Source organism: Leifsonia sp. fls2-241-R2A-40a (genome assembly GCF_030209575.1).
Classification (GTDB): Bacteria; Actinomycetota; Actinomycetes; order Actinomycetales; family Microbacteriaceae; genus Leifsonia.
In genome coordinates, this window is sequence record NZ_JARVRS010000001.1 from 549,853 (window position 1) to 574,251 (window position 24,399).

Genomic DNA, 24,399 nt, shown 5'->3' on the forward strand with positions numbered 1-24,399 from the left:
CTGGAGGCATGCCCTCGAGTTCCCTGCGCATCGCCACGATCAATGCCAACGGCATCCGCGCCGCCTTCCGCAAGGGCATGGGGTCGTGGCTCGAGGGGCGCGACGTCGACATCCTCGCGATCCAGGAGGTCCGGGCCTCGTCAGAAGACCTCGAGCAGCTGCTCGGCGACGACTGGGACATCGTCCACGACCCGGCGACGGCCAAGGGGCGCGCGGGGGTGGCGATCGCCAGCCGGCACCGCGCATCCATCCACCGGGTCGAGCTCGGACCGACGGAGTTCGACAGCGCCGGCCGGTGGCTCGAGGCCGACTACGAGGTCGACGGCACGGTCGTCACCGTGGTCAGCGCCTACGTGCACTCGGGAGAGGCCGGCACCGACAAGCAGACCGAGAAGTACCGCTTCCTCGACGCGATGGAGGCGCGGCTCCCCGAGCTGCAGAAGCACAACGAACTCGCCGTGGTGATGGGCGATCTCAACGTCGGGCACCGCACGCTCGACATCCGCAATTGGAAGGGGAACGTCAAGCGCGCCGGCTTCCTCCCGGAGGAGCGCGCGTACTTCGACCGCATCCTCGGCGCGGAGGACGACCCCGCGTACAACGACGGAGCAGGGCTCGGCTGGGTCGATGTCGTCCGCAAGCGCGCCGGCGACGTCGACGGCCCCTACACCTGGTGGTCGTGGCGCGGGAAGGCGTTCGACAACGACTCGGGCTGGCGCATCGACTACCAGCTCGCGTCGCCGGCGCTCGCGGCCCGGGTGACGGACTACGCGGTGGACCGCGCAGCCGCCTACGACGAACGATGGTCCGACCACACGCCTGTGGTCGTCGACTACGCGCTCTGACGGCCCTCCGCTCCCGCATCCCCCACGATTTCGAAAGCAGACCATGACCACTCGCCCTCGCCTCTACTCCGGCATGCAGCCGTCGGCCGATTCGCTCCACCTCGGCAACTATGTCGGCGCCCTCCTGCAGTGGAAAGAGCTGCAGAGCACGCACGACGCCTTCTTCTCCGTCGTCGACCTGCATGCGATCACCGTCGCCCAGGACCCGGCCGAGCTCCGCGAGAAGACGCGCCGCACCGCCGCCCAGTACATCGCCGCAGGGATCGACCCCTCCGCCTCGACGCTGTACGTGCAGTCCCACGTTCCTGCGCACGCGCAGCTCGCCTGGGTGCTGAACACGATCACCGGGTTCGGCGAGGCGTCGCGCATGACGCAGTTCAAGGACAAGTCGCAGAAGCAGGGTGCCGACGCCACCTCCGTCGGGCTGTTCGCCTACCCGGTGCTGATGGCCGCCGACATCCTGCTCTACGACACCGAGATCGTGCCGGTCGGAGACGACCAGCGGCAGCACGTCGAGCTGACCCGCGACCTCGCCGAGCGCTTCAACAGCCGGTTCGGTCAGACGTTCGTCGTGCCGCAGGCGATGATCCTCAAGGACAGCGCGCGCATCTACGATCTGCAGAACCCGGAGTCGAAGATGTCGAAGTCGGCGGACTCCGGCGCCGGGATCGTGTGGATGCTCGACGAGCCCGACGTGACCCGCAAGAAGATCATGCGGGCCGTGACCGACACCGATGGTGTGGTCTCCTTCGATCGCGCAGGCAAGCCCGGCATCTCCAACCTGCTCAGCATCTTCTCGGCGCTGAGCGGCCGCTCCATCGAATCGGTGGAGCTGGAGTTCGAGGGCAAGGGCTACGGCGACTTCAAGAAGGCGCTCGTGGAGGTCGTGGTCGACGAGTTCGCCCCCATCCGGCAGCGCGCTCTCGACCTCCTGGCCGACCCGGCCGAGCTCGACCGCATCCTCGCCGTCAACGCGGACCGCGCGAGCGAGGTCGCCGAGGCGACCCTCGCGAAGGCGTACGAACGGGTCGGCTTCCTCCGACGGGCCCGCTGATGCCTGCGCCGGTCGTGCTCTCCGGCGAACGCGTCACGCTGAGCATCCCCACGAACGACGACGTGGACCGGATCGCGGCACTGTGCGCGGATCCCGCCGTCGCACGCTGGACGACCGTGCCGTCGCCCTACCGCCGCGAGCACGCGGCCGGTTTCGTGACGAGCCTCGTCCCCGACGGCTGGGCGAGCGGCCGGCTGTGCACCTGGGCGATCCGGATGGACGACGTGCTGGTCGGGATGATCAGCATCGGCGACATCCACGATCGTCAGGGCGAGATCGGCTACTGGCTCGCCGCCGACGCGCGCGGTCGCGGCGTCATGTCGGAGGCCGCGCGCCTGGTGATCGACTACGGCTTCGGCGCCGCGCCGGACGGTCTGGCGCTCCGACGGATGGTCTGGCGGGCGCTCGTCGGAAATGCGGCGAGTGCGGCAGTCGCCCGCCGTGCCGGTTTCCGGTGGGCCGGCACGGAACCGCTCGCCGCCGAGCAGCGCGGTCGGCGCTTCGACGAGTGGCGTGGCACGCTGGAGCGAGAGGATGCGCGGACGCCGGCGGACGGGTGGCCCGAAGCGAGCTTCGTGCAGGCGGCGCTGTGACGCCTCCTCGTGTCGTGCTGTTCGACCTCGACGACACACTGTTCGCCCATCGCGCGGCGGTCGAGTCGGGCATCCTGCGTTACGCCGCCGCCCTCGGCGCGCCCTATGGAGCGGCCGATGCGGAGGAGCTGACGACGGTCTGGCACGACCTGGAGGAGGAGCACTACCACTCCTACCTCGCCGGCCGGCTCGACTTCGAAGGCCAGCGCCAGGCCCGCGCGCGCGACTTCGCCGCGCGACACGGAGTCGAGCTGACCGACGCGCAGGCGAGCGCCTGGTTCGCGGACTACTTCGAGCACTACGTCGCGGCGTGGTCGCTGCACGACGACGCGCTGCCTGCGCTCGACACCCTCGAGGCGACCATCCCGGGCATCCGCTTCGGGCTGATCACCAACGGCGACCTGGCGTTCCAGCGCCGCAAGGTCGAGGCGGTCGGGCTCGACGCCCGGATCGAGCACCTCATCGCGTCCGGCGAGGTCGGGGTGGTCAAACCGGATGCGGCGATCTTCGGTGGTGCGTGCGACACGTTCGGGGTCCGGCCCACGGAGGCCGCGTACGTGGGCGACCGCCTGCGCACCGACGCCATCGGCGCCGCCCGCGCCGGCCTCTCCGGCGTCTGGCTGAACCGCCGGCACGCTATCCCGACGGTCGACGACGAGCGCGACGCCGACCTCGCCGGCGTCCGCACCATCCACACTCTGGCCGAGCTGCCCGCCCTCCTCGCGTCGAGTTGACGCAACACGCCGCCGGCCGGCCCGCCGGAACGGCGTGTTGCGTCAACCAGGTGCACAAAAGCGCCGCCCGGCAGGTGCCGGGCGGCGCTTTGTGTGGGGCTGGTCAGGCGTTGCGCACGTCGTCGTCGACCCAGTCGAACGTCTTCGTGACGGCCTTCTTCCAGAGGCGCAGCTGGCGCTCGCGCTCCTCGGAATCCATGTTCGGCGTCCAGCGGCTGTCCTCCTGCCAGTTCTTGCGCAGGTCGTCGAGGTCCGACCAGAAGCCGACGGCGAGGCCGGCGGCGTAGGCGGCACCCAGCGCCGTGGTCTCGGCGACCACAGGACGGACAACCGGCACACCGAGGATGTCGGCCTGGAACTGCATGAGCGTGTTGTTGGCGATCATGCCGCCGTCGACCTTCAGCTCCTGCAGGTCGACGCCGGAGTCGGCGTTGACCGCGTCCAGCACCTCGCGCGTCTGGAAGGCCGTGGCCTCCAGGACGGCGCGGGCGATGTGACCCTTGTTGACGTAGCGCGTGAGGCCCACGAGGGCGCCGCGCGCATCCGACCGCCAGTACGGCGCGAACAGGCCCGAGAACGCCGGCACGAAGTACGCGCCACCGTTGTCGTCGACCGTCTTCGCGAGGTCCTCGATCTCCGGGGCGCTGGAGATGATGCCGAGGTTGTCGCGCAGCCACTGCACCAGCGAACCGGTGACAGCGATCGAGCCCTCGAGCGCGTAGTGCGGCGCCTCGTCGCCCAGCTTGTAGCCGAGCGTGGTCAGCAGACCGTTCTTCGAGTGGACGATCTCCTCACCGGTGTTGAAGATGAGGAAGTTGCCCGTGCCGTAGGTGTTCTTGGACTCGCCCGGATCGAACGCCGCCTGACCGAAGGTCGCGGCCTGCTGGTCGCCGAGGATGCCCGCGACCGGGACCTCGCGCAGCAGGCTGGACGCTTCGACCTGGCCGTAGACCTCGGACGAGCTCTTGATCTCCGGGAGCATCGACTTCGGCACACCGAACGCTTCGAGGATGTCGTCGCGCCAGGTCAGCGTCTCCAGGTCCATGAACATGGTCCGCGAGGCGTTGGTGACGTCGGTGACGTGCACGCCGCCGTCCGGTCCGCCCGTCAGGTTCCAGAGCACCCAGGCGTCCGTGTTGCCGAACAGCAGGTCGCCCGCCTCGGCACGCTCGCGCGCCCCTTCGACGTTCTCGAGGATCCAGGTGATCTTCGTGCCGGAGAAGTAGGTCGCGAGCGGGAGGCCCACGATCTGCTTGAACCGCTCGACGCCTCCGTCGGCCGCGAGGCGGTCGACGATCGGCTGCGTGCGGGTGTCCTGCCAGACGATGGCGTTGTAGACCGGCTCGCCCGTGTTCTTGTCCCAGACCACCGCGGTCTCGCGCTGGTTGGTGATGCCCACGGCAGCGATGTCGTGACGGGTCAGGTCGGCCTTCGAGAGCGCCTGGCCGATGACCTCACGCGTGTTGTTCCAGATCTCGACCGGGTTGTGCTCGACCCAACCCGCCTTCGGGAAGATCTGCTCATGCTCGAGCTGTCCGGTCGAGACGATCGACCCGGACTTGTCGAAGATGATCGCACGAGTGCTGGTCGTGCCCTGGTCGATGGCGACGACGTAGTCGGCCATAGGTAACTCCTTTGTTCTTTGGGGGTGGAACGGGAGAGGCCGGCCGGGGGTGCCGGCCGGCCTCTGGTCTCACTTGATGAGCGGGAGCAGCAGCAGCGCGATCCAGCCGGCGAGCAGACCGCCGATGATCGGGCCGACGATGGGCACCCACGAGTACGACCAGTCGCTCGTGCCCTTGCCCTTGATCGGGAGGATCGCGTGCGCGATGCGCGGACCGAGGTCACGTGCCGGGTTGATGGCGTACCCCGTCGGACCACCGAGGCTGGCGCCGATGCCGATAACGAGAAGCGCGACAGGCAGGGCGCCGAGGGCGGCGAGGCCCGCGGCCTGGCCGGGCTGGTGGCCGAACGCGATCACGACGAACACCAGGACGAAGGTGCCGATGATCTCGGTGACCAGGTTCCAGCCGTAGCTGCGGATGGCAGGTCCGGTCGAGAAGACGCCGAGCTTGTTCGCCGGGTCCGGCTCCTCATCGAAGTGCTTCTTGTACGCGAGGAACGTCAGAACGGCGCCGATGATCGCGCCGATCAGCTGAGCCAGGATGTACAACAGCACCGAGATGAAGTTGACCGGTACCAGGGTGTGCGCCGCAGCCGATCCGAAGGCCTTCGCGCCGTTGGCGACCAGACCGAGCGTCACTGCCGGGTTCAGGTGCGCACCGGAGTTGTAGGCGACCACAACGCCCGAGAACACCGCGATGCCCCAGCCGAAGTTGACCATCAGGAACCCGCCGTTGAAGCCCTTGTTCTTGATGAGGGCGACGTTCGCCACGACACCGGTACCGAGCAGGACCAGCATCGCTGTGCCCACCAGCTCGGACAGGAAATCTACACCGATATTGTCCACGTTGACCTTCCAGTTGTTCAGTTGACCCGCACCCTGTTGTGCGTTCTGGTGAGGCTCTCGTCAGGGTGGGCACTTGAACGCTATTGCGGTCGCGCACACCTTGACAAGAACCGTGTCATGCACGTTCGTGCATTTATCGAACGGCGGCGGCTTCGCTCCCGTCCCCCGACTTCAACTGCACCCGGTGGGCGTCGGCGAGGTCCGCTACGAACGCATCTTCCTCCTCCGCCCGGCGGTTTGGCGACCATCCGATGGCGTTTGCCGTTATTTCGGCGATCTCGCGCACCAGGGGCACCGTGACCGCGCCGGTGAAGGCGAGGCTGGTGCGGCGCAGGAACACATCGGCGAGGTGCACGACGTGCTCGCTGCGGACGAGGTGGTCGATCTCCGCGCGCGAGTACGTGGGCGCGGCGGCCAGGGGCACGTCATCGCCGTCCCATCCCGCGATCGCATCGATCACGTACGCCGCCTTGCTGCCGTAGCGGTGCAACAGGGTCGTGGCGCGATCCGTGCCCACATCGGCGCCGTAGCGGGCGATCCAGTCGCGCTCCGCCTGCGGGGTGGTCGGGAAGCCGGCGCCTCCGCCGATCGGGAGTCCCAGCGTCTGGACGGTGCGCTCGGCGCCCAGCGCGGCGAGCGTCTCGTTCGTGAGGTGCTCGCTCAGCGCGCGGAACGTCGTCCACTTGCCGCCGACGAGGCTCAGCACGGTGGTGTCGCCGAGGCCGGCGACCGTGCCGGGCACGATCCGGTAGTCGCGGGAGACGAATCCGGGAGCGGTGTCGTCGTGGTGCGGCAGGGGGCGCACACCCGAGAAGGTGTAGACGATCTGCTCGCGCGTGACCGGGATGGATGGGAAAACGTGCGAGACGAGTTCGATGAAGTAGTCGATCTCGTCCTCGGTGATCACCGCGCGCTCGGACATGTCGGCGTCGATGTCGGTGGTCCCGATCATGACCTTGCCCTTGAGCGGGTAGATCAGCACGATGCGGCCGTCGTTGTTTTCGAAGAACATCTCGCGGCCTTGGCAGGCCTCGAGCAGCGCGGGGTTGTCGACCACGATGTGCGAGCCCTTGGTCCCGCCCATGTAGCGGGTCTCCTCGCCGAGCGCCTCGTTGGTGAGGTCGGTCCACGGGCCGGAGGCGTTCACGACGACCTCCGCGGTGATGGTGAACTCCTCCCCCGTCTCGCGGTCGCGGACCAGAACCCCGCCGTCGCGGGCGCCGATCGCCTCGACGTAGTTGACGGCGCGGGCGTGCGGGCCGGCAGCGAGGCCGTCTGCGAGCACGTCGAGCGCGAGGCGCTCCGGGTCGTGCACGGACGCGTCGAAGTAGGTCGCCGTGTACTTGAGCGCGGGGTTGAGCGCCGGCAGCGTCTGCAGGGACTTCTTCCGGCCGAGGAAGGTGTGACGCGGGACGGATCCGCCGTCGCGGGAGAACGCGTCGTAGATGGTGAGCCCGGTCTTGATCAGGAACGCACCGCGCTCCTTCGGCTTGCCCTGCTTGTGGGTGAGGAACCGGAGCGGAGCCGCGAGGATGCCGGAGAACGTCGAATAGATCGGGATGGTGGTCTGGAGCGGCTTCACGTAGTGCGGCGCGATCTTGAGCAGGCCGTTGCGCTCGGTCACCGACTCCTTGACGAGCCGGAACTCCCCGTTCTCGAGGTAGCGGATGCCGCCGTGGATCATGTGGCTGGATGCGGCCGACGCGCCGGACACGAAGTCGTTGCGCTCGACGAGCACGACGTCGACGCCCTGGAGCGCGAGGTCGCGGAAGGTGCCGAGTCCGTTGATGCCGCCGCCGACGACGAGCACCTGTGCTCGCGGGCGTTCGCGGAGGCGCTGGACCTCGGTGCGGGTGGTCGACTTCGTCGTCACGGTGTTCTCCTGATGCTTCTCTTGGCGGGTGGTGGTGCAGCTATAGTTTTGGTGGCGGCACAACTTCGATCAAGCTCGATGCACATACGTGCACCTGTGTTCGCCAGAGGAGAAGACCCGAATGCCCGAGCTCGAACCGGAGCACCTGCCCGACAAGGTGCGCGACGCCCTCAAGGCCGGCCACCTGTACTACATGCAGGACCTCACGATGGAGGCGATCGCGCACGAGATGCACACGTCGCGCTCCAGCGTCTCCCGCCTGCTCAGCTATGCCCGGTCGTCCGGACTGGTGACCATCCAGATCGCCGAACCGCACGAAGGTGCGACGCGCATCCAGCAGGCGATCCACGAGCGTTTCGGCGTCGCCGCGCACATCGTCCCGATGCCGAGCGCGATCAGCGACGTCGACCGCCTGGAGCGGGTCGCCATCTCCGCTGCACGGATTCTCGACCGGTTCATCGACTCAAATCAGACGGTCGGCATCGCCTGGGGCTCGACGATGAGCGCCCTGAGCCGGCACCTCATCCCCAAAGAGCTGCACAACGTCGAGTTCGTCCAGCTCAACGGCGCGGGCAACACCTACACGACCGGCGTGCTCTACGCGTCGGAGATCCTGCGCCGCTTCGGCGACACCTACTCAGGGACGATCCAGGAGTTCCCCGTTCCCGCACTCTTCGACGACCCGCAGACCAAGGTCGCGATGTGGCGTGAGCGCAGCACCCGGCGCATCCTCGACATCCAGGAGCGGATGGATGTTGCGCTGTTCGGCCTCGGCTCCCCGTTCTCCGAGGTGCGCTCGCACGTCTACGCGGGCGGCTACCTCGACCCGTCGGACTTCGCCTCGCTCGACGAATCGGGCGTGGTCGGCGACGTCGCCACCGTCTTCTTCCGCGAGGACGGCAGCCACCACGGCATCCCGCTCAACGAGCGCGCCAGCGGCCCCGACATCGACCTCATCAAGCGGGTGTCGCGCCGCGTCTGCATCGTGTCCGGCCCGTCGAAGGTGCACAGCCTCCGCGGGGCCCTCGCGGCCGGGCTGATCACGGACCTGATCGTGGACGAGGGGACCGCCCGCGCACTCGTGCAGCTCACCCAGCCCGTGCACCCGGTCGAGCCGACGAGCGCCCCCGAGGTCGCGGCCGTCCACTCCGACGCGGGCACCGTCGCCGCGTAATCCGGCGTCTCATCGTCGCGGGAATAGACCGCGCGGCAACGCGTTGATCTACACTCGACAACGAAATACGTGCTCCGGGGTCGGTGAAAGTCCGAACCGGCGGTGACAGTCCGCGAGCGGGACGCCCAGGCGCCCTGCTGAGCCGGTGGAATTCCGGCACCGACGGTAATGCGTGCAGGCGACAGCCTGCCGCTCAGTCCGGATGGGAGGAGGCACGGTGGGCAGCCTGCATGGGCTGGCGCCCACGCGACCCCGGTGACACGTCTCCAGCGAGAGACAGGATGGCAACGGGATGACGTGGGAAGCCCCCATGCGCACGGCGCTCGAGCTCGCCGCCAACGGCCCCGCCACGGGACTGAACCCGCGGGTCGGCTGCGTGATCCTCGACGCTGAGGGGCGCGTCCTGGCCGAGGGCTGGCACCGCGGTGTCGGCACGCCGCACGCCGAAGTGGATGCCCTCAGCAAGTTGCCCGAGGGCGGCGCACGCGGCGCGACGGCGGTCGTCACCCTCGAGCCCTGCAACCACTGGGGCCACACCGGCCCCTGCTCGATCGCGCTGATCGAGGCGGGCGTCTCCCGCGTCGTCTACGGCATCGACGACCCGGGCCACCACTCCGGTGGCGGGGCCGAGCGTCTCCGCGAAGCCGGTGTCGAGGTGATCGACGGCGTGCTGCGCGACGAGATCCACGCGTTCCTCGGCGACTGGCTGACCGCCGCGCGCCTCGGGCGTCCGTACATCGTCGTGAAGTGGGCGAGCAGCCTGGACGGCCGCGCGGCCGCTGCGGACGGGACCAGCCGGTGGATCACCGGCGCTGCGGCGCGGCAGCGCGTCCACGAGCAGCGCGAGGCCTCCGACGCGATCATCGTCGGCACCGGGACGGTGCTCGCCGACGACCCGAGCCTCACCGCGCGCGGAGACGCGGGCGAACTCCTGGGGACGCAGCCGACGCCCGTCGTCGTCGGCACCCGGGCCATCCCGAAGGACGCCGCGGTGTTCCGCCACCCGAACCCGGTCGTCTTCGAAGGCACCCACGACCTGCACGAGGTGGTCGCCGACCTCCACCAGCGCGGGTTCCGCCGGGCCTACGTCGAGGGCGGACCTACACTGGCAAGCGCATTCGTCGCCGCCGGACTCGTCGACGAGTACGCGATCTACCTCGCGCCGACCCTGATCGGCGGCCCGCGGGTCGCCCTCGGCGACATCGGCGTCGAGACGATCGGCGAGCAGCGCAGGCTGCGCATCGTCGACGTCGAGCGCCTCGGCGGCGACCTGCTCGTGCGGGCCGTTCCCGTCCCGGCCGGCGCCCCGCGGGCCGCCGACCACGTGCCGGTGGACGTCGCCGGCGCCGACATCTTCCCCATCACCCAGGAGGGCTGACGACCATGTTCACCGGAATCATCGAAGAGCTGGGCGAGGTCACCGCCGTGGAACGCACCGACGACGCCGCCCGCATCACCGTGCGCGGCCCGCTGGCCGTCAGCGACGCCCGGCACGGCGACTCCATCTCGGTCAGCGGGGTGTGCCTCACCGTCATCGACAAGGATGCGGAGGGCTTCACGGCCGACGTCATGGCCGAGACGCTCGCCATGAGCACGCTCGACGGCGTGCAGCCCGGCCGTCGGGTGAACCTCGAGCGCGCCGCCCAGGTCGGCGACCGCCTCGGCGGCCACATCGTGCAGGGCCACATCGACGGCACCTCCACCATCCTCGCGATCACCGACGGCAGCGCCTGGCGGGTCGTCCGGCTGAGCCTCGACCCGGAGCACGCGCCGCTCGTGGCCCGCAAGGGCTCGATTGCGATCGACGGCGTCTCGCTCACGGTGAGCGAGGTCGGCGGCGGACGCGAGGACGGCTGGTTCGAGGTGTCCCTCATCCCGGAGACCCTCGCCGCGACCACACTCGGCGACCGCGCCGTGGGCGACCGCGTCAACATCGAGACGGACATCCTCGCCCGTCATGTGGAGCGCATGCTCGCGCTCGAACCCGCACTGAGCGAACGGAGCTCGTCATGAGCCTGGCCACCATCCCCGAAGCCCTCGCCGAGCTGCGCGCCGGCCGGCCCGTCATCGTCGTGGACAACGAGAGTCGCGAGAACGAGGGCGACGTCGTCCTCGCCGCGGAGCTCGCCAGCCAGGAGTGGATCGCCTGGACGGTGAAGAACTCCTCCGGTTTCATCTGCGCGCCGATGACCAACGAGATCGCCGACCGGCTCGAACTGCCGGTCATGGTCGCCAACAACGAGGACTCCCGCGGGACCAACTACACGGTGAGCGTGGATGCGGCCGACCGGCTCTCGACCGGCATCAGCGCCGCCGACCGCGCCCACACGCTCCGCGTGCTGGCCAACCTCGAGTCCACGCCGTCGAGCCTCCACCGGCCCGGCCACATCCTCCCGCTCCGTGCGGTCGAGGGCGGCGTCCGCGAGCGCGACGGCCACACCGAGGCCGCCGTCGACCTGCTCACGCTCGCCGGGATGACGCCGGTCGGGGCGATCGCGGAGATCGTCGCCGACGACGGCGAGATGATGCGCCTCCCGAGCCTGATCGAGCTGGGCCAGCGGGAAGGCGTGCTCGTCGTCACCATCGAGGCGCTGATCGACTACCTCCAGGAGTTCCACTGCGACCAGCCGTTGGAGACGGTCGCGCCCATCCCGGAGACGTCCCGTGTGATCTTCGAGGTCGAGACGACCGTGCCCACCACGCACGGACCGTTCCGGATGCGCGCCTACCGCGACCGCATGACGGGCGCCGACCACGTGGCCATCGTCGCCGGGACGCCGCAGCGCGACGGCACCCTGGTGCGCGTCCACTCGGAGTGCCTGACCGGGGAGGCGTTCGGCTCGCTGAAGTGCGAGTGCGGACCGCAGCTCGACGCCGCGATGGACACCATCCAGCGCGACGGCGGCGTCGTCGTCTACCTGCGCGGCCACGAGGGCCGCGGCATCGGCCTCATCAACAAGCTCCGCGCCTACAAGCTGCAGGAGGAGGGCCTGGACACGCTCGACGCGAACCTCGCCCTCGGCCTGCCGATCGACGCGCGCGACTACGGCGCGGCGACGGCCATCCTGCAGGACCTCGGGATCGAGTCGGTGCGCCTGCTGACCAACAACCCGGAGAAGGTGCGCCAGCTGGAGGAGCACGGCATCGAGGTCGAGGAGCGCGTGCCGCTCGTCGTCGGCGTCGGGACCTTCAACGAGGGCTACCTGGAGACCAAGCGCGACCGGATGGGTCACGCGATCGGGGACATCGATCCGGTGTCCGCAGCAGAGACGACCGCGGGACTCGCGGCGGAGAGGACCACACGATGAGCGGCGCGGGAGCCCCCAGCACACAGGAGCGGATCGACGGGAGCGGCCTGAACGTCGTGATCGTCGCCGGGAGCTGGCACGAGACCATCAGCGACGGCCTCATCGCGGGCGCGCAGCGGACGCTGGAGGAGGCCGGCGCGTCGCACACGCTGGTGCGGGTGCCGGGCAGCTTCGAGCTCCCGGTCGTCAGCAAGGCCGCACTCGAGTCGGGTGCGGATGCGGTGGTCGCCCTCGGCGTCATCATCCGCGGCGGGACCCCGCACTTCGAGTACGTGTCCGCTGCAGCGACCGACGGCCTGACGCGCGTGGCGCTCGACACGGGCAAGCCGGTCGGCTTCGGCGTCCTGACGCTGGACGACGAGGCTCAGGGCATCGACCGGGCCGGTCTCGCCGGCTCGAAGGAGGACAAGGGCGCCGAGGCGGCTCACGCCGCGATGGCGACCGCGCTGAGCCTCCGCGCGCTGCGCGGCTGAGGGGCATGCCCGCAGCGGGAGGGACGGCAGCATGAACGACACCGACGCTTCGAACGGGTTCTCGCCGCAGGAACGCGCGTCGATGAAGGCCAGGTCGGCGGAGTTGAAGGCGGAGGCGAAGCGGGCGAAGGACTCGGAGAAGGCGGCCGCCGACGCCCAGGACGTGCTCTCGAAGATCGAGGGGATGCCGGACGGCGATCGCGAACTGGCGCTCCGCCTGCATGCGATCGTTGCCGACGTCGCCCCCGGGCTCTCGCCGAAGCTCTACTACGGCCAGCCCGGGTACGTCAGGGACGGCAAGGTCGTGGTCTTCTTCCGCAGCGGGCAGCAGGACAAGGTCCGCTACTCCACCTTCGGGGTGAGCCCGGAGGCGCAGCTGGACGACGAGAGCGGTCTCTGGGCGACCTCGTACGCGCTCATCGATCCGACAGAGGCTGCGTGGAGCCGGCTCGCCGAGATCGTGCGACGTGCTGCCGGAGCGGCTTAGGCGCCTTCGCCTCTCCGCCCGGAGGGACTACGGCTTCCAGACCATGAGCACGACGACTGCGACGAGCAGCAGGCTCGCGACGCCTGAGCCGGCGGCGATCGCCGGGTAGCGCGACGCCGTGCCGTCGCGCAGCGCCTCGGCGGCACGGCGCATGGTCGGCACGACCAGGAAGAGCGTGAGGGCCAGGGCGATCACGTACAGGATGATCGACCACAGGATCCACGGGGTCGTGATGCTCAGGTCGTACTTCTTGTCGGACAGGCCCATCACTCCGAAACCGAACAGCACCACGAGGAGCGACAGAAGCGACAGCAGGTTCGTCGACTTCGCCAGCGTGTCCACCTGGCGGGCGTCGCCCGCTCGGACGGCCCGCATCGCGGTCATGGGGAGGATGGCCATCGGCCCGACGATGAAGACGGCGGCGACCACGTGCAGCACGGCGAAGAGTGTTTCCATGCTCTCAGCGTACCCAGCGATTGGGAGCGCTCACGGGCGGCGCATAGGGTAGAAGGGCGCCACAAGCGCTTTCCGACCTCCCGCTCCGCGCGCTCCGCCCGACCGACGCCGCGCACGCCGAGCGGACCTGCCCTCTGCCCGGAAGCACTTCACACGCATGTCTACGACGGCCCCCGTCACCATCACCCCGGCGCCCGCGAACACTCGCGGCCGCGTCATCCTCGCCAGCCTCATCGGCACGTCGATCGAGTTCTACGACTTCTACGTCTACGCGACCGCCGCCGTCCTGGTGTTCCCCTCCCTCTTCTTCGTCAACCAGGATCCGACGACGGCGCTGCTGTCCTCGTTCGCCGTCTTCGGCGTCGCGTTCATCGCGCGACCGGTCGGCTCCATCCTGTTCGGCCACTTCGGCGACCGGATCGGACGTAAGGGCACCCTCGTCGGGTCGCTGCTCACCATGGGCATCGCGACCGTCCTGATCGGCTGCCTGCCGACCGCGCAGGTCCCGGGCTGGGAGTTCTGGGCCCCCTTCCTCCTCGTCGTGCTGCGGTTCTGCCAGGGCCTCGGACTCGGCGGCGAGTGGAGCGGCGCGGCGCTGCTGGCGACCGAGAACGCCCCCGCCGGCAAGCGTGCGATCTACGGGACGTTCCCGCAGCTGGGCGCGCCGATCGGCTTCATCGTCGCCAACGTGCTGTTCCTCATCCTGAGCCTGACCATCTCGCCCGAGGCGTTCGCGGCGTGGGGCTGGCGCATCCCGTTCCTGCTGAGCGCGGTACTCGTCATCGTCGGCCTGTACGTGCGGCTCAAGCTGGTCGAGACGCCGGCCTTCCAGAAGGTCGTCGACACCGGCGAGGTCGCCAAACTGCCGCTCGCCCGCGTCTTCCGCACCAGCTGGCGACAGATCGTGCTCGGCACGTTCATCATGCTGGCCACCTACGTGCTCTTCTACCTGATGACGGCGTTCACCTTGACCTACGGCACCACGGCGTCGACCGTCGACCAGGCGCGTGCCGCCGCGGAGAAGGCCGGCAAGCCGTTCGCCGAAGCATCGTTCGTGCCGGGTCTCGGGTTCAACCGCAACGACTTCCTGATCATGCTGATCATCGGCGTCGTGTTCTTCGGCATCTTCACCCTCGTCGCCGGCCCGCTCGCCGAGCGCTTCGGCCGCCGCAAGACGCTGATCTGGGTCACGATCGGGATCATCGTCTTCGGTCTGCTGTTCGTCCCGCTGTTCGCGGGCGGGACGGTCGGCACCATGGCGCTGCTGATCATCGGCTTCACGCTGATGGGGCTGACGTTCGGCCCGATGGGCGCGGAGCTGCCCGAGCTGTTCCCGACCAACGTCCGGTACACCGGCTCGGCGATCTCCTACAACCTCTCCAGCGTGCTCGGCGCTGCGGTCGCCCCCACCATCGCCGTCTGGCTGTGGACGCTCGCCCACGGCAGCACGGTCTGGGTGGGCGTGTACCTGTCGCTGGCCGGCGTGCTGACGCTGATCGCGCTGCTGCTGTCGAAGGAGACCCGCGACATCGACTTCACCGACAACGTCAGCTGACTCCCTCCGCCGGTCGAAGCCGCCGAGTGGTGACATCTCGTCGCAATCCGTCGTGGATTGCAGCAACGAGTCACCGCTCGGCGGCTTCTGCGTTCAGTCGAGGAACAGGGCGCGCAGCCGGCGGGTGGTGAGGATGAGGCCGAGCACCACCATCACGACGAAGTACAGGACGTGCCACAGCATCCCCGGGTACACGTCGCCCGTCGTGAGCCCACGGACCAGCTCGACCCCGTGCCACAGCGGCAGCGCCTTGATGATCAGCTGCACCGGCTCGGGATAGACGGTGATCGGGTAGAACGTCGCGGACAGCAGGAACATCGGCAGAAGGATGAAGTTGATCCAGTCCATCTGCTGGAACGTCTTCATGTAGCTGGTGATGCCCATCCCGAAGCTGGCGAAGCCGAACGCGATGAGCAGCACCGCCGGCAGGGCGAGCAGCGCCCACCACGACAGGTTGAGGCCGAGCGCCTGCATCACGAGCATGAAGCCGAGGGCGTACAGGGCACCGCGCGCCAGCGCGAGCAGGATCTCCCCCAGCGCGACGTCGAGCGGCCCGAGGGAGGTCGCCAGCATCCCCTCGTAGAGCTTCGCGAAGTGCATCTTGAAGAAGACGTTCCACGTCGAGTCGTACACGGCGCCGTTCATCGCCGCCGTCGCGAGCAGCGCCGGGGCGATGAAGGCGGCATACGGCACCGACTGGCCCGATGTCGTCTGGATGTCGCCGACCAGCCTCCCGAAGCCGATGCCGAGCGACAGCAGATAGAAGATCGGCTCGAAGAACCCCGACAGGATGACGAGCCAGTTCGTGCTGCGGGTCGCCGACCAGCCGCGCTGCATCACCGAGCGGGAGTTCCCCGCGTAGAGCGCGCGCATCGGCCGCGACCGCGGCGCGGACGTGGTGGTGCGCTGGTCGGTGGCGGTCACTTGTTCAGCCTCTTCGAGGCGATGCGCCGGCTCCACATCCAGAAGGAGAGGAACAGCGCGAGCAAGTAGACGACGTGGACGACGGACAGCCAGAGCGGCTCGCTCATGCCGTACGAGAACACGCGCGACAGCTCGGTCGAGTGCCAGAGCGGGGAGATCCAGCCGATCCACTGCAGGAACGGCGGCATGCTCGACAGGGGGAAGAACGTGCCGGAGAACAGCGTCATCGGCAAGAGCACGAAGCGCAGCAGCATGGCGATCTGCCCGGTGTCCTGCTCGATCGTCGCGACGTACGCCATGATCGGCACGCCGAAGGCGAGGGCGCCGAGGGTGGCGATGAGGATGCTCACCCAGCCCCACGGGCTCGGCACGGCGCCGAAGAGCACCATGAAGGCGTAGTAGACGATGCTCGTACCGAGCAGCCGCGCGACCACCGAGATGAGCACGCCGTCGATGATCTGGCCGGGCGCGATCGGGGAGGCGTTGATGCCGAAGAAGGTCGGGTTCCACTTGAACCCCAGGAGGACCGGATAGGTGAACTCCTCGCTGGCGACCGTCACCGCGGCCGTGCAGAGCAGGGCCGGCGCGACGAAGGCGAGGTAGCTGACGCCGTCGACCGCGTTCGGACCCAGGTTGGCGCTGACCAGGGTGCCGAGCCCGAGGCCCATCGCCAGGAGGTAGAGGAGCGGGTTGCCGAAACCGGTGACGAGCAGCGTCTGGAGGTAGGAGCGCATCACCCGGAAGCGGTGCTCCGCGACGTACCACGCGCCGAACCGCCGCGGACGGACCGCGGCCGCCAGCGCAGCTCGCGACTCCTCGCGAGTGTCCGAGCCCGGGTCGCGACCGCCCCCACGCCCTGCCGGGCCGACCGCGACGCTCATTCGATCAGGCTCCGTCCGGTGAGCCGGAGGAACACGTCCTCCAGGCTGGAGCGCCGCACCAGGCTCGTAAGCGGGTGCAGGCCGCGACCGACGATCCGGACCAGCTCGGCCTCGCCGTCGTCGCTGTAGACGAGCAGGCGGTCGGGCAGCACCTCGATCCGCTCGCCGATCCCGTCGAGCTGCTCGGCCACCTCGGCGTTGCGTTCGGAGCCGAACCGCACCTCGAGCACTTCGCGTGTCGAGTACTCGCGGATCAGTGCGGCGGGCGAACCCTCCGCCATGATGGCGCCCTTGTCGACGACGACCAGGCGGTCGCACAGCTGTTCGGCCTCATCCATGTAGTGCGTGGTGAGGACGAGCGTCGTGCCCTGCTCCTTGAGGCGGAACAGGCGGTCCCAGAGGATGTGGCGCGCCTGCGGGTCGAGACCGGTCGTCGGCTCGTCGAGCAGCAGGATGCGCGGGTCGTTGATGAGGGCGCGCGCGATCGTGAGGCGGCGCTTCATGCCGCCGGACAGGTCGTCTACCTTCGCCTTGGCCTTGTCCTCGAGCTGGGCGAAGGCAAGCAGCTCGTCGGCGCGGGCCCGCACGCGAGCCGCGGGCAGGCCGAAGTAACGGCCGTACACGATGAGGTTGTCCCGGACCCGCAGCTCGGTGTCGAGGTTGTCTGCCTGCGGCACCACGCCCAGCTGCGAGCGGATCTCCGGACCGTAGCGGTCGGGGTCGAGGCCCAGGATGCTGAGGTCGCCGCCGGTGCGCGTGGAGACCGCGCCGATCATCCGCATGGTGGTCGACTTTCCCGCGCCGTTGGGCCCGAGCAGCCCGAAGGACTCCCCCGGCTCGACCTCGAAGCTGATGCCGTCGACGGCCGGGAAGTCTTTGTACTTCTTGACCAGGTTGCGGGCGGCGATGACGGGCGTCGGCATAGTTCAGCACTGTAGCCGCGACCGGCGACATTCGAAGGGGTGCGGACCGTCAATCCACGTTGACTTACGGAAAGGCGTCAACTACGGTTGACGACATGGACTCCGGAACCCTGCACACGCTCGCCGGCGACGCCGACTCCGACGACCCGATCGTCGCCCTCCGCGCGATCTCCAAGATGCACCGCGAACTCGACCGGCTCGAGGGCGTGGCCGTCCGGCGTGCCCGCAACGCGAACGCCACCTGGCAGCTCATCGCCCTGGCGCTCGGTGTCAGCAAACAGGCAGTTCACAAGAAGTACGGTCGGAGCTAGCGGCAGACGCCGCTCCGACGTCCCTCCTCCCCCGAAACGGAGACACCGTCATGTCCAGCACCACCGCCCCCACGCGCCGCCGCCGCGGCCTCGGGCGCGCCGCCGACGACGCCGGGCCCCGCGCCCGCTTCTCGCAGTTGCTCCCCTACCTCCTGGAGCACAAGCGCGTGCTCGCCGTCGTCATCGTGCTCAGCATCCTCGGCGCAGCGGCGAGCCTCGCCCAGCCGCTGCTCGTGAGCCAGGTGATCACCGTGGTCGGCAACCAGGAGCCGCTCGGCGGCCTGGTCTGGGCGCTGGTCGCGCTGGTCGTCGTCTCCGGGCTCATCTCCGGCTACCAGCACTATCTGCTGCAGCGCACCGGCGAGGGCGTCGTGCTGTCGTCGCGGCGCAAGCTGGTGGGCCGACTGCTGCGGCTGCCGATCAGCGAGTTCGACACCCGCCGCACCGGCGACCTGGTCTCCCGTGTCGGTTCGGACACCACGCTGCTCCGGGCCGTGCTGACCCAGGGACTCGTGGAGGCGATCGGCGGCGCCCTCACGTTCATCGGCGCGCTCATCGCCATGCTGATCATCGACCCGGTGCTGCTCGGACTGACGGTGCTGGTCGTGGCCATCTCCATCGTGACGGTCGTCCTGCTGTCCGGCCGCATCCGCGTCGCCAGCCAGAAGGCGCAGAACAAGGTCGGCGACCTCGCCGCAGCGGTCGAGCGGGCGATCAGCTCGGTGCGGACGATCCGCGCGTCGAACGCGACGGAACGCGAGATCGCCGCCGTCGACGCCGACGCGACGGGAGCCTGGAAGATGGGCATCCAGGTGGCGAAGATCTCGGCTCTGGTCGTCCCGGTCGCGGGCATCGCGATGCAGGTTTCGTTCCTGGTCGTGCTCGGCGTCGGCGGCTTCCGGGTCGCCAGCGGGGCGCTGACGGTCGCCAACCTGGTCGCGTTCATCCTGTTCCTGTTCATGATGATCCTGCCTCTGGGCCAGGCGTTCGGCGCGATCGCGGCGGTCAACTCGGCGCTGGGTGCGCTCGGCCGGATCCAGGAGATCCTCGACCTCCCCACCGAGGACCAGCGGGACCGGGAGATCGCCCCGCTCGCCCTCACGGTCGGTGCCGCGAACGAAGGGCTGGCACCGGAGGCGCCCGCGATCGAGTTCGCGGAAGTGCGGTTCGCATATCCGGATCAGGCGGCCCCCGGCGACGCATCCGGCGATGCGTCCGGCACACAGAAGAGCCCACGCTCAGCAGCCACGGCGACGCCGACGCCGGAGCGCCTGGCCTTCGAGGCCTTCACCGGCGCCGACGTCCTGGCCGAAGCCGAGGCTGCAGCAGGTGTCGGCGCCGACGAGGGCGCCCAGCGGCACGGCGGGGTTCTGCACGGCGTGAGCTTCCGCGTCCCGCGGGGCAAGCGCACCGCGCTCGTCGGGCCGTCCGGTGCGGGCAAGTCGACCATCCTCGCGCTGGTCGAGCGCTTCTACGACCCGCAGGGCGGCGAGGTCCGCTTCGGCGGCATGGATGTGCGCACGCTGGACCGGGTCGCGCTGCGGTCGCAGATCGGCTACGTCGAGCAGGATGCGCCGGTTCTGGCAGGCTCGCTGCGCGACAACCTCACGCTCGCGTCCCCCGACGCCACCGACGAGCAGTGCATCGACGTGCTGCACGCGGTGAACCTGACCGAGGTGCTGGAGCGCAGCGACCTCGGGCTCGGCGCGCCCGTGGGCGAGGACGGCATCATGCTCTCCGGCGGTGAGCGCCAGCGCCTGGCGATCGCCCGCGCGCTGCTCGCGGCGCCGCCCGTGCTGCTGCTGGACGAGTCCACCTCCAGCCTCGACGGCCGCAACGAGCAGCTGATGCGGGAGGCGATCGACGCGGTCGCCGAGGACCGCACCCTGCTCGTGATCGCGCACCGCCTGTCCACGGTCGTCGACTCCGACCAGATCGTGGTCCTGGACCACGGCCGCGTCGTCGGCTCCGGCACTCACTCCGAGCTCGTGGAGAGCACCCCGCTCTACCGCGACCTCGCCAAGCACCAGCTCCTCGTCTAGCAGCCGCCGTACGCCTAAGTAGCCGCGCTGCTGGCCTACGCGCGGAGGTGGTAGCGGAGCGACGCGAGCTCGGCTCGGAGTGCGGCGGGAACGCGGCCTCCGAACCGGCCGAAGAACTCCTCGGTGAGGTCGCACTCGGCGAGCCAGCTGTCCGCATCCACCTCGAACAGCGCGTCGACGTCGGCGGACGGCAGGTCGAGGCCGTCGAGGTCGAGCTCGTCGACGACGGGGAGGCGCCCGATCGGCGTGTCCACGCTGTCGGCGCTGCCTTCGACGCGTCGCGCGATCCACTCGACGACCCGCGCGTTCTCGCTGAATCCGGGCCACAGGAACCTGCCGTCGGCCCCCTTGCGGAACCAGTTCACCTGGAACACGGCCGGAGCGTTCGTGCCCAGCTTCTCCCCCACCTCGAGCCAGTGCGCCCAGTGGTCCGCCATGTTGTAGCCGCAGAACGGCAGCATCGCGAACGGGTCGCGCCGCAGCTCCCCCACGACCCCCTCTGCGGCCGCCGTCTTCTCCGACGAGACCGTCGCCCCGATGAACACCCCGTGGCGCCAGTCGCGCGCCTGGGCGACGAGCGGGACGTTCGTCGCCCGCCGTCCGCCGAACAGGATGGCGTCGATCGGCACGCCGTCGAAGGCGTCCCAGTCATCGGCGATGGACGGGCACTGCGCGGCGCTCACGGTGAAGCGGGAGTTCGGATGCGCGGCCGGGCGACCGCTGTCGGGCGTCCAATCGTTCCCCTCCCAGTCGACCAGGTGCGCGGGCGGCTCATCGGTCAAGCCCTCCCACCAGACGTCGCCGTCGTCGCGCAGTGCCACGTTGGTGAAGATCGTGTTCCCCCACAGCGTGTTCACCGCGGTGCGGTTCGTGCTCTCGCCGGTGCCCGGTGCGACGCCGAAGAAGCCGGCCTCCGGGTTGATGGCACGAAGACGCCCGTCCGGACCCTGGCGCAGCCAGGCGATGTCGTCGCCGATCGTCTCGACCTTCCAGCCGGGGATGCTCGGCTCGAGCATCGCGAGGTTGGTCTTGCCGCACGCCGACGGGAACGCCGCCGCCATGTGGAACACCCGGCCCTCCGGCGAGGTGACCTTGATGATGAGCATGTGCTCGGCGAGCCAGCCCTCGTCGCGCGCCATCACCGACGCGATGCGCAGTGCGAAGCACTTCTTGGCGAGGATGGCGTTGCCGCCGTAGCCCGAACCGTACGACCACACCTCGCGCGTCTCGGGGAACTGCACGATGTACTTGGTGGGGCTGCACGGCCACGGGACGTCGTCGCGAGCGATCCCCTGCGCGTCGATCAGCGGGAAGCCGACGCTGTGCACGGTCGGCACCCACGGCCGGCCGGCCGCGATCAGCTCGAGCACCCGCCCGGTGACGCGGGTCATCATCCCGAGGCTCACCGCGACGTAGGCCGAGTCGGTGAGCTGGATGCCGACCTGCGAGATCGGGCCGCCGACCGGTCCCATCGAGAACGGGACGACGTACATCGTGCGTCCGCGCATGCTTCCGGCGAAGACGTCGCGGAGCTCGGCGCGCATGGCGGCAGGCTCGCGCCAGTTGTTGGTGGGGCCCGCATCCGTTTCGTCCTCCGAGCAGATGAAGGTGCGGTCCTCCACGCGGGCGACGTCGCCGGGGTCGGTGCGGGCGAGGAAACTGTTGGGCCGCCACTCCGGGTTCAGCCGGATCAGCTTTCCTTCGGCGACGAGCTGCTTGGTGAGACGGTCCGCTTCTGCGAGGGAGCCGTCGCACCAGACGATCTCCTGCGGCTGGGCGAGGGCGGCGATGTCGTCGACCCAGGCACGGACGGCATCCAGTCCGTCGGACGATGCCGTGTCGGCGAGGGGCAGCTCGGCGATGCTCATGGGAGTCCTTTTCGTCGAAAGAAGTGGTGTTGCATCCAGCATCCGCGATGTTCGCGGCCTTCTCCCCATGAATTCCTCTGTAAGAATCGCGATTCTTTCGCTAACGTGAAGCCATGAGCGCATCCGTGGACTCGGGCGACATCGACGTCGCCACTCTCGGCCACCGCATCCGGCACTTCCGCACGCGTCGCGGCATGACCCTCGACGACCTCGGCGCCGCCGCCGGGGTGGCGGCGAGCCAGCTGTCGCTGATCGAGAACGGCAAACGTGAGCCCCGCATCTCCCTGCTGAGCGCGCTGGCCTCGGCCCTCGGCGTTCAACCCGCCGACCTGCTGTCGGCCGAGCCGCCGGACGAGCGCGCCGCGCTTGAGATCGAGCTCGCCCGGGCGCAGCGCGGCTCGCTCTACGCGACGCTCGGCCTGCCCGCGGTGAAGGCCACCAAGGGAACGCCGACCGAGACGCTCCAGGCGCTCGTCGGCCTGCACCGCGAGCTGAGCCGCCGCGCCAGCGAGGCCATCGCGACACCCGAGGAGGCCCGACGGGCGAACACCGAGCTGCGCGAGCGGATGCGCGCGCAGGACAACTACATCCCCGCCATCGAGGAGCTCGCCGAGCAGCAGGTGCGTTCCTCCGGTCACGTGCGCGGCGCCCTCACGCACCGCGAGGTGAGCGTGATGGCCGAGCGGCTCGGGTTCGAGCTCATCTACGTGAACGACCTGCCCCGGTCAGCCCGCTCGATCACCGACCTGGAGAACGGGCGCATCTACCTGCCTCCGGCGTCCATCCCGGGCGGCCACGGCCTCCGCTCGATGGCGCTGCAGGCGATGGCGCACCGCCTGCTCGGACACACCCGGCCGGAGTCGTACGCCGACTTCCTCCGTCAACGACTGGAGATCAACTACTTCGCCGCCTGCTGCCTGATGCCCCGGGACGCCGCGGTGGCGTTCCTGCAGCAGGCGAAGAAGGACAAGGATCTCGCGGTGGAGGACTTCCGCGACGCGTTCGGCGTGACCCACGAGGCGGCCGCGCTGCGGCTGACGAACCTGGCGACGACCCACCTCGACATGACGATGCACTTCCTCCGGGTCGGCGACGACGGTGCGCTGTACAAGGGGTACGAGAACGACGGACTGCCGCTGCCGACGGATGTGACCGGCTCTATCGAGGGGCAGGTCGTCTGCCGCAAGTGGGGAGCCCGCAGCGCGTTCACGCACACGAACCGGACGACCGAGCTGTACCAGTACACGGACACGCCCGCCGGGACGTACTGGTGCGCGACGCAGACGGGCACGACCGCCGAGGGCGGCTTCTCGATCAGCGTCGGAGTGCCGTTCGACGAGGCGAAATGGTTCCGCGGGCGCGAGACGACCGACCGCGCGGAGTCGCGCTGCCCCGACGAGTCGTGCTGCAAGCGGGCGCCGTCGGACCTGTCCGGCCGGTGGGCCGGCAAGGCGTGGCCGAGCGCGCGGCTGCACGCCCACATCCTGTCGCCGCTGCCGTCCGGCTCGTTTCCGGGCGTCGACGACTCCGACGTCTACGCCTTCCTCGAGGCCCACTCCGGCGCCTGACCCGGGCCGGATTCGTCACGAATCACCGTCATTCGTCACGAATGGCGCACATTCGTCACGAATCGGGGGGCCGGGGCGGGGCGGAGGTGAGCGCGGCCTACCTGGGCTGCATGCGGATCGCGCCGTCGAGGCGGATCGTCTCGCCGTTGAGCATCGGGTTCTCGACGATCGCGCGCACGAGGGCCGCGTACTCGGTGGGACGCCCGAGGCGGGAGGGATGCGGCACCTGGGCGGCCAGCGAGTCCTGCGCGGCCTGCGGCAGCCCGGCCATCATGGGCGTCTCGAAGATGCCCGGCGCGATCGTCATCACGCGGATGAGGCTGCGCGCGAACTCGCGCGCGAGCGGCAGCGTCAGGGCCGCGACGCCGCCTTTCGAGGCCGAGTAGGCGGCCTGCCCGATCTGTCCGTCGGAGGCAGCCACCGAGGCGGTGTTCACGATGACGCCGCGCTCCTCCCCCACCGGCTCGGTCTGCGCGATGGCCGCAGCAGCCAGCCGCACCACGTTGAACGTTCCGACCAGGTTGACCCGGACGACGCGCTCGAAGTGGTCGAGCGGGATGAGCCCGTCCCGGCCGATGACCTTCTCAGCCGTCGCGATCCCTGCGCAGTTGACGACGACGCGCAGCGGGGCCAGGCCGGATGCCGTGTCGACCGCCGCCTGCACCTGCTCCTCGTCCGTGACGTCCGCCGCCACGAAGCGTGCGTTCGGCCCGAGGGCCGTCGCCGCCTTCTCCCCCTCGGAGCTCGGGAGGTCGAGGATGACGACGTGTGCACCGGCGTCGGTGAGGGCGTGTGCGGTGGCGTTGCCGAGTCCGCTCGCTCCGCCGGTGACGAGGGCTGAGCATCCGTCGAGCTGCATG

At 69.6% G+C, this 24,399-nt stretch carries 23 protein-coding genes and 1 riboswitch; of the genes, 14 read left to right on the plus strand and 9 right to left on the minus strand.

All coding sequences use genetic code 11. The features are described 5' to 3' along the window. Positions 1-8: 8 nt before the first annotated feature. From QRN40_RS02695 to QRN40_RS02710, 4 genes are read left to right on the plus strand one after another with little or no spacing between them, the layout of a single operon-like run. Positions 9-845, plus strand: a complete 837-nt coding sequence (locus QRN40_RS02695; RefSeq protein ID WP_285113941.1) for an exodeoxyribonuclease III — start codon at positions 9-11, stop codon at positions 843-845. A gap of 43 nt (positions 846-888) precedes the next feature. After that, a complete protein-coding gene (trpS, locus tag QRN40_RS02700) occupies positions 889-1,899 on the plus strand; it encodes a tryptophan--tRNA ligase (RefSeq protein WP_285113942.1) in 1,011 nt (336 codons plus the stop codon). Further along, positions 1,899-2,492, plus strand: coding sequence for a GNAT family N-acetyltransferase (locus QRN40_RS02705; protein ID WP_285113943.1), 594 nt, complete (start codon positions 1,899-1,901; stop codon positions 2,490-2,492). Before trpS ends, QRN40_RS02705 begins: the two co-directional genes overlap by 1 nt. Then, positions 2,489-3,226 (plus strand): HAD family hydrolase, encoded by a 738-nt coding sequence (locus tag QRN40_RS02710; RefSeq protein WP_285113944.1) that lies wholly within the window; start codon positions 2,489-2,491, stop codon positions 3,224-3,226. The genes QRN40_RS02705 and QRN40_RS02710 overlap by 4 nt, the downstream gene beginning before the upstream one ends. A gap of 103 nt (positions 3,227-3,329) precedes the next feature. Here QRN40_RS02710 and glpK read toward each other — a convergent pair whose 3' ends face one another. The 3 genes from glpK to QRN40_RS02725 form a co-directional block, all read right to left on the minus strand. Further along, positions 3,330-4,850 carry a glycerol kinase GlpK gene (gene glpK / locus QRN40_RS02715; protein WP_285113945.1) on the minus strand — a complete coding sequence of 507 codons (1,521 nt, stop codon included), beginning with the start codon at positions 4,848-4,850 and terminating at the stop codon, positions 3,330-3,332. A 69-nt stretch (positions 4,851-4,919) separates the two neighbouring features. After that, positions 4,920-5,696, minus strand: coding sequence for an MIP/aquaporin family protein (locus tag QRN40_RS02720; RefSeq protein ID WP_285113946.1), 777 nt, complete (start codon positions 5,694-5,696; stop codon positions 4,920-4,922). Positions 5,697-5,829: 133 nt separating this feature from the next. Beyond that, entirely contained in the window at positions 5,830-7,569 is a 1,740-nt protein-coding gene (locus QRN40_RS02725; protein ID WP_285113947.1) for a glycerol-3-phosphate dehydrogenase/oxidase, read from the minus strand. A gap of 121 nt (positions 7,570-7,690) precedes the next feature. Between QRN40_RS02725 and QRN40_RS02730 the strand changes: the two genes are divergently transcribed. From QRN40_RS02730 to QRN40_RS02755, 6 genes are all read left to right on the plus strand, one after another. After that, a complete protein-coding gene (locus tag QRN40_RS02730) occupies positions 7,691-8,743 on the plus strand; it encodes a sugar-binding transcriptional regulator (protein ID WP_285113948.1) in 1,053 nt (350 codons plus the stop codon). A gap of 66 nt (positions 8,744-8,809) precedes the next feature. Further along, positions 8,810-8,962: riboswitch (FMN riboswitch) on the plus strand. Between the two features lie 73 nt (positions 8,963-9,035). Next, positions 9,036-10,121 carry a bifunctional diaminohydroxyphosphoribosylaminopyrimidine deaminase/5-amino-6-(5-phosphoribosylamino)uracil reductase RibD gene (gene ribD / locus QRN40_RS02735; protein WP_285113949.1) on the plus strand — a complete coding sequence of 362 codons (1,086 nt, stop codon included), beginning with the start codon at positions 9,036-9,038 and terminating at the stop codon, positions 10,119-10,121. A 5-nt stretch (positions 10,122-10,126) separates the two neighbouring features. Further along, positions 10,127-10,756 carry a riboflavin synthase gene (locus tag QRN40_RS02740; protein ID WP_285113950.1) on the plus strand — a complete coding sequence of 210 codons (630 nt, stop codon included), beginning with the start codon at positions 10,127-10,129 and terminating at the stop codon, positions 10,754-10,756. Next, positions 10,753-12,051 (plus strand): GTP cyclohydrolase II, encoded by a 1,299-nt coding sequence (gene ribA, locus QRN40_RS02745; RefSeq protein ID WP_285113951.1) that lies wholly within the window; start codon positions 10,753-10,755, stop codon positions 12,049-12,051. Before QRN40_RS02740 ends, ribA begins: the two co-directional genes overlap by 4 nt. After that, on the plus strand, positions 12,048-12,524 hold the full coding sequence (gene ribH, locus QRN40_RS02750; RefSeq protein ID WP_285113952.1) for a 6,7-dimethyl-8-ribityllumazine synthase: 477 nt from the start codon (positions 12,048-12,050) through the stop codon (positions 12,522-12,524). The genes ribA and ribH overlap by 4 nt, the downstream gene beginning before the upstream one ends. 31 nt (positions 12,525-12,555) lie before the next feature. Further along, positions 12,556-13,011, plus strand: coding sequence for a DUF1801 domain-containing protein (locus QRN40_RS02755; RefSeq protein ID WP_285113953.1), 456 nt, complete (start codon positions 12,556-12,558; stop codon positions 13,009-13,011). Positions 13,012-13,038: 27 nt separating this feature from the next. Here the strand turns inward: QRN40_RS02755 and QRN40_RS02760 are convergent, their stop codons facing one another. Next, entirely contained in the window at positions 13,039-13,467 is a 429-nt protein-coding gene (locus QRN40_RS02760; protein ID WP_285113954.1) for a DUF2269 family protein, read from the minus strand. Between the two features lie 157 nt (positions 13,468-13,624). Between QRN40_RS02760 and QRN40_RS02765 the strand changes: the two genes are divergently transcribed. Then, on the plus strand, positions 13,625-15,022 hold the full coding sequence (locus tag QRN40_RS02765; RefSeq protein ID WP_285113955.1) for an MFS transporter: 1,398 nt from the start codon (positions 13,625-13,627) through the stop codon (positions 15,020-15,022). 93 nt (positions 15,023-15,115) lie between these two features. Here the strand turns inward: QRN40_RS02765 and QRN40_RS02770 are convergent, their stop codons facing one another. Genes QRN40_RS02770 through QRN40_RS02780 form a run of 3 tightly spaced genes read right to left on the minus strand, consistent with a single transcriptional unit; the run spans position 15,116 to position 17,750 of the window. After that, a complete protein-coding gene (locus QRN40_RS02770; RefSeq protein ID WP_285113956.1) occupies positions 15,116-15,946 on the minus strand; it encodes an ABC transporter permease in 831 nt (276 codons plus the stop codon). Continuing rightward, a complete protein-coding gene (locus QRN40_RS02775) occupies positions 15,943-16,827 on the minus strand; it encodes an ABC transporter permease (protein WP_285113957.1) in 885 nt (294 codons plus the stop codon). Before QRN40_RS02775 ends, QRN40_RS02770 begins: the two co-directional genes overlap by 4 nt. Then, complete coding sequence (locus QRN40_RS02780) at positions 16,824-17,750, minus strand: ABC transporter ATP-binding protein (protein ID WP_285113958.1); 927 nt, start codon at positions 17,748-17,750, stop codon at positions 16,824-16,826. Before QRN40_RS02780 ends, QRN40_RS02775 begins: the two co-directional genes overlap by 4 nt. A gap of 95 nt (positions 17,751-17,845) precedes the next feature. On the opposite strand from QRN40_RS02780, the gene QRN40_RS02785 reads away from it, so the two are divergent. Together QRN40_RS02785 and QRN40_RS02790 are read left to right on the plus strand one after the other, a co-directional pair. Then, positions 17,846-18,061 (plus strand): hypothetical protein, encoded by a 216-nt coding sequence (locus QRN40_RS02785; protein ID WP_285113959.1) that lies wholly within the window; start codon positions 17,846-17,848, stop codon positions 18,059-18,061. A gap of 50 nt (positions 18,062-18,111) precedes the next feature. Next, the gene (locus QRN40_RS02790; RefSeq protein WP_285113960.1) at positions 18,112-20,103 is read left to right on the plus strand and encodes an ABC transporter ATP-binding protein; all 1,992 of its coding nucleotides are present in this window, start codon (positions 18,112-18,114) and stop codon (positions 20,101-20,103) included. Positions 20,104-20,138: 35 nt separating this feature from the next. Here the strand turns inward: QRN40_RS02790 and QRN40_RS02795 are convergent, their stop codons facing one another. Continuing rightward, positions 20,139-21,971, minus strand: coding sequence for a phosphoenolpyruvate carboxykinase (GTP) (locus QRN40_RS02795; protein WP_285113961.1), 1,833 nt, complete (start codon positions 21,969-21,971; stop codon positions 20,139-20,141). Between the two features lie 113 nt (positions 21,972-22,084). On the opposite strand from QRN40_RS02795, the gene QRN40_RS02800 reads away from it, so the two are divergent. Beyond that, positions 22,085-23,539 carry a helix-turn-helix transcriptional regulator gene (locus QRN40_RS02800; protein ID WP_285113962.1) on the plus strand — a complete coding sequence of 485 codons (1,455 nt, stop codon included), beginning with the start codon at positions 22,085-22,087 and terminating at the stop codon, positions 23,537-23,539. Between the two features lie 97 nt (positions 23,540-23,636). Here the strand turns inward: QRN40_RS02800 and QRN40_RS02805 are convergent, their stop codons facing one another. Next, the gene (locus tag QRN40_RS02805) at positions 23,637-24,398 is read right to left on the minus strand and encodes a 3-hydroxyacyl-CoA dehydrogenase (protein WP_285113963.1); all 762 of its coding nucleotides are present in this window, start codon (positions 24,396-24,398) and stop codon (positions 23,637-23,639) included. Position 24,399: the final 1 nt, after the last annotated feature.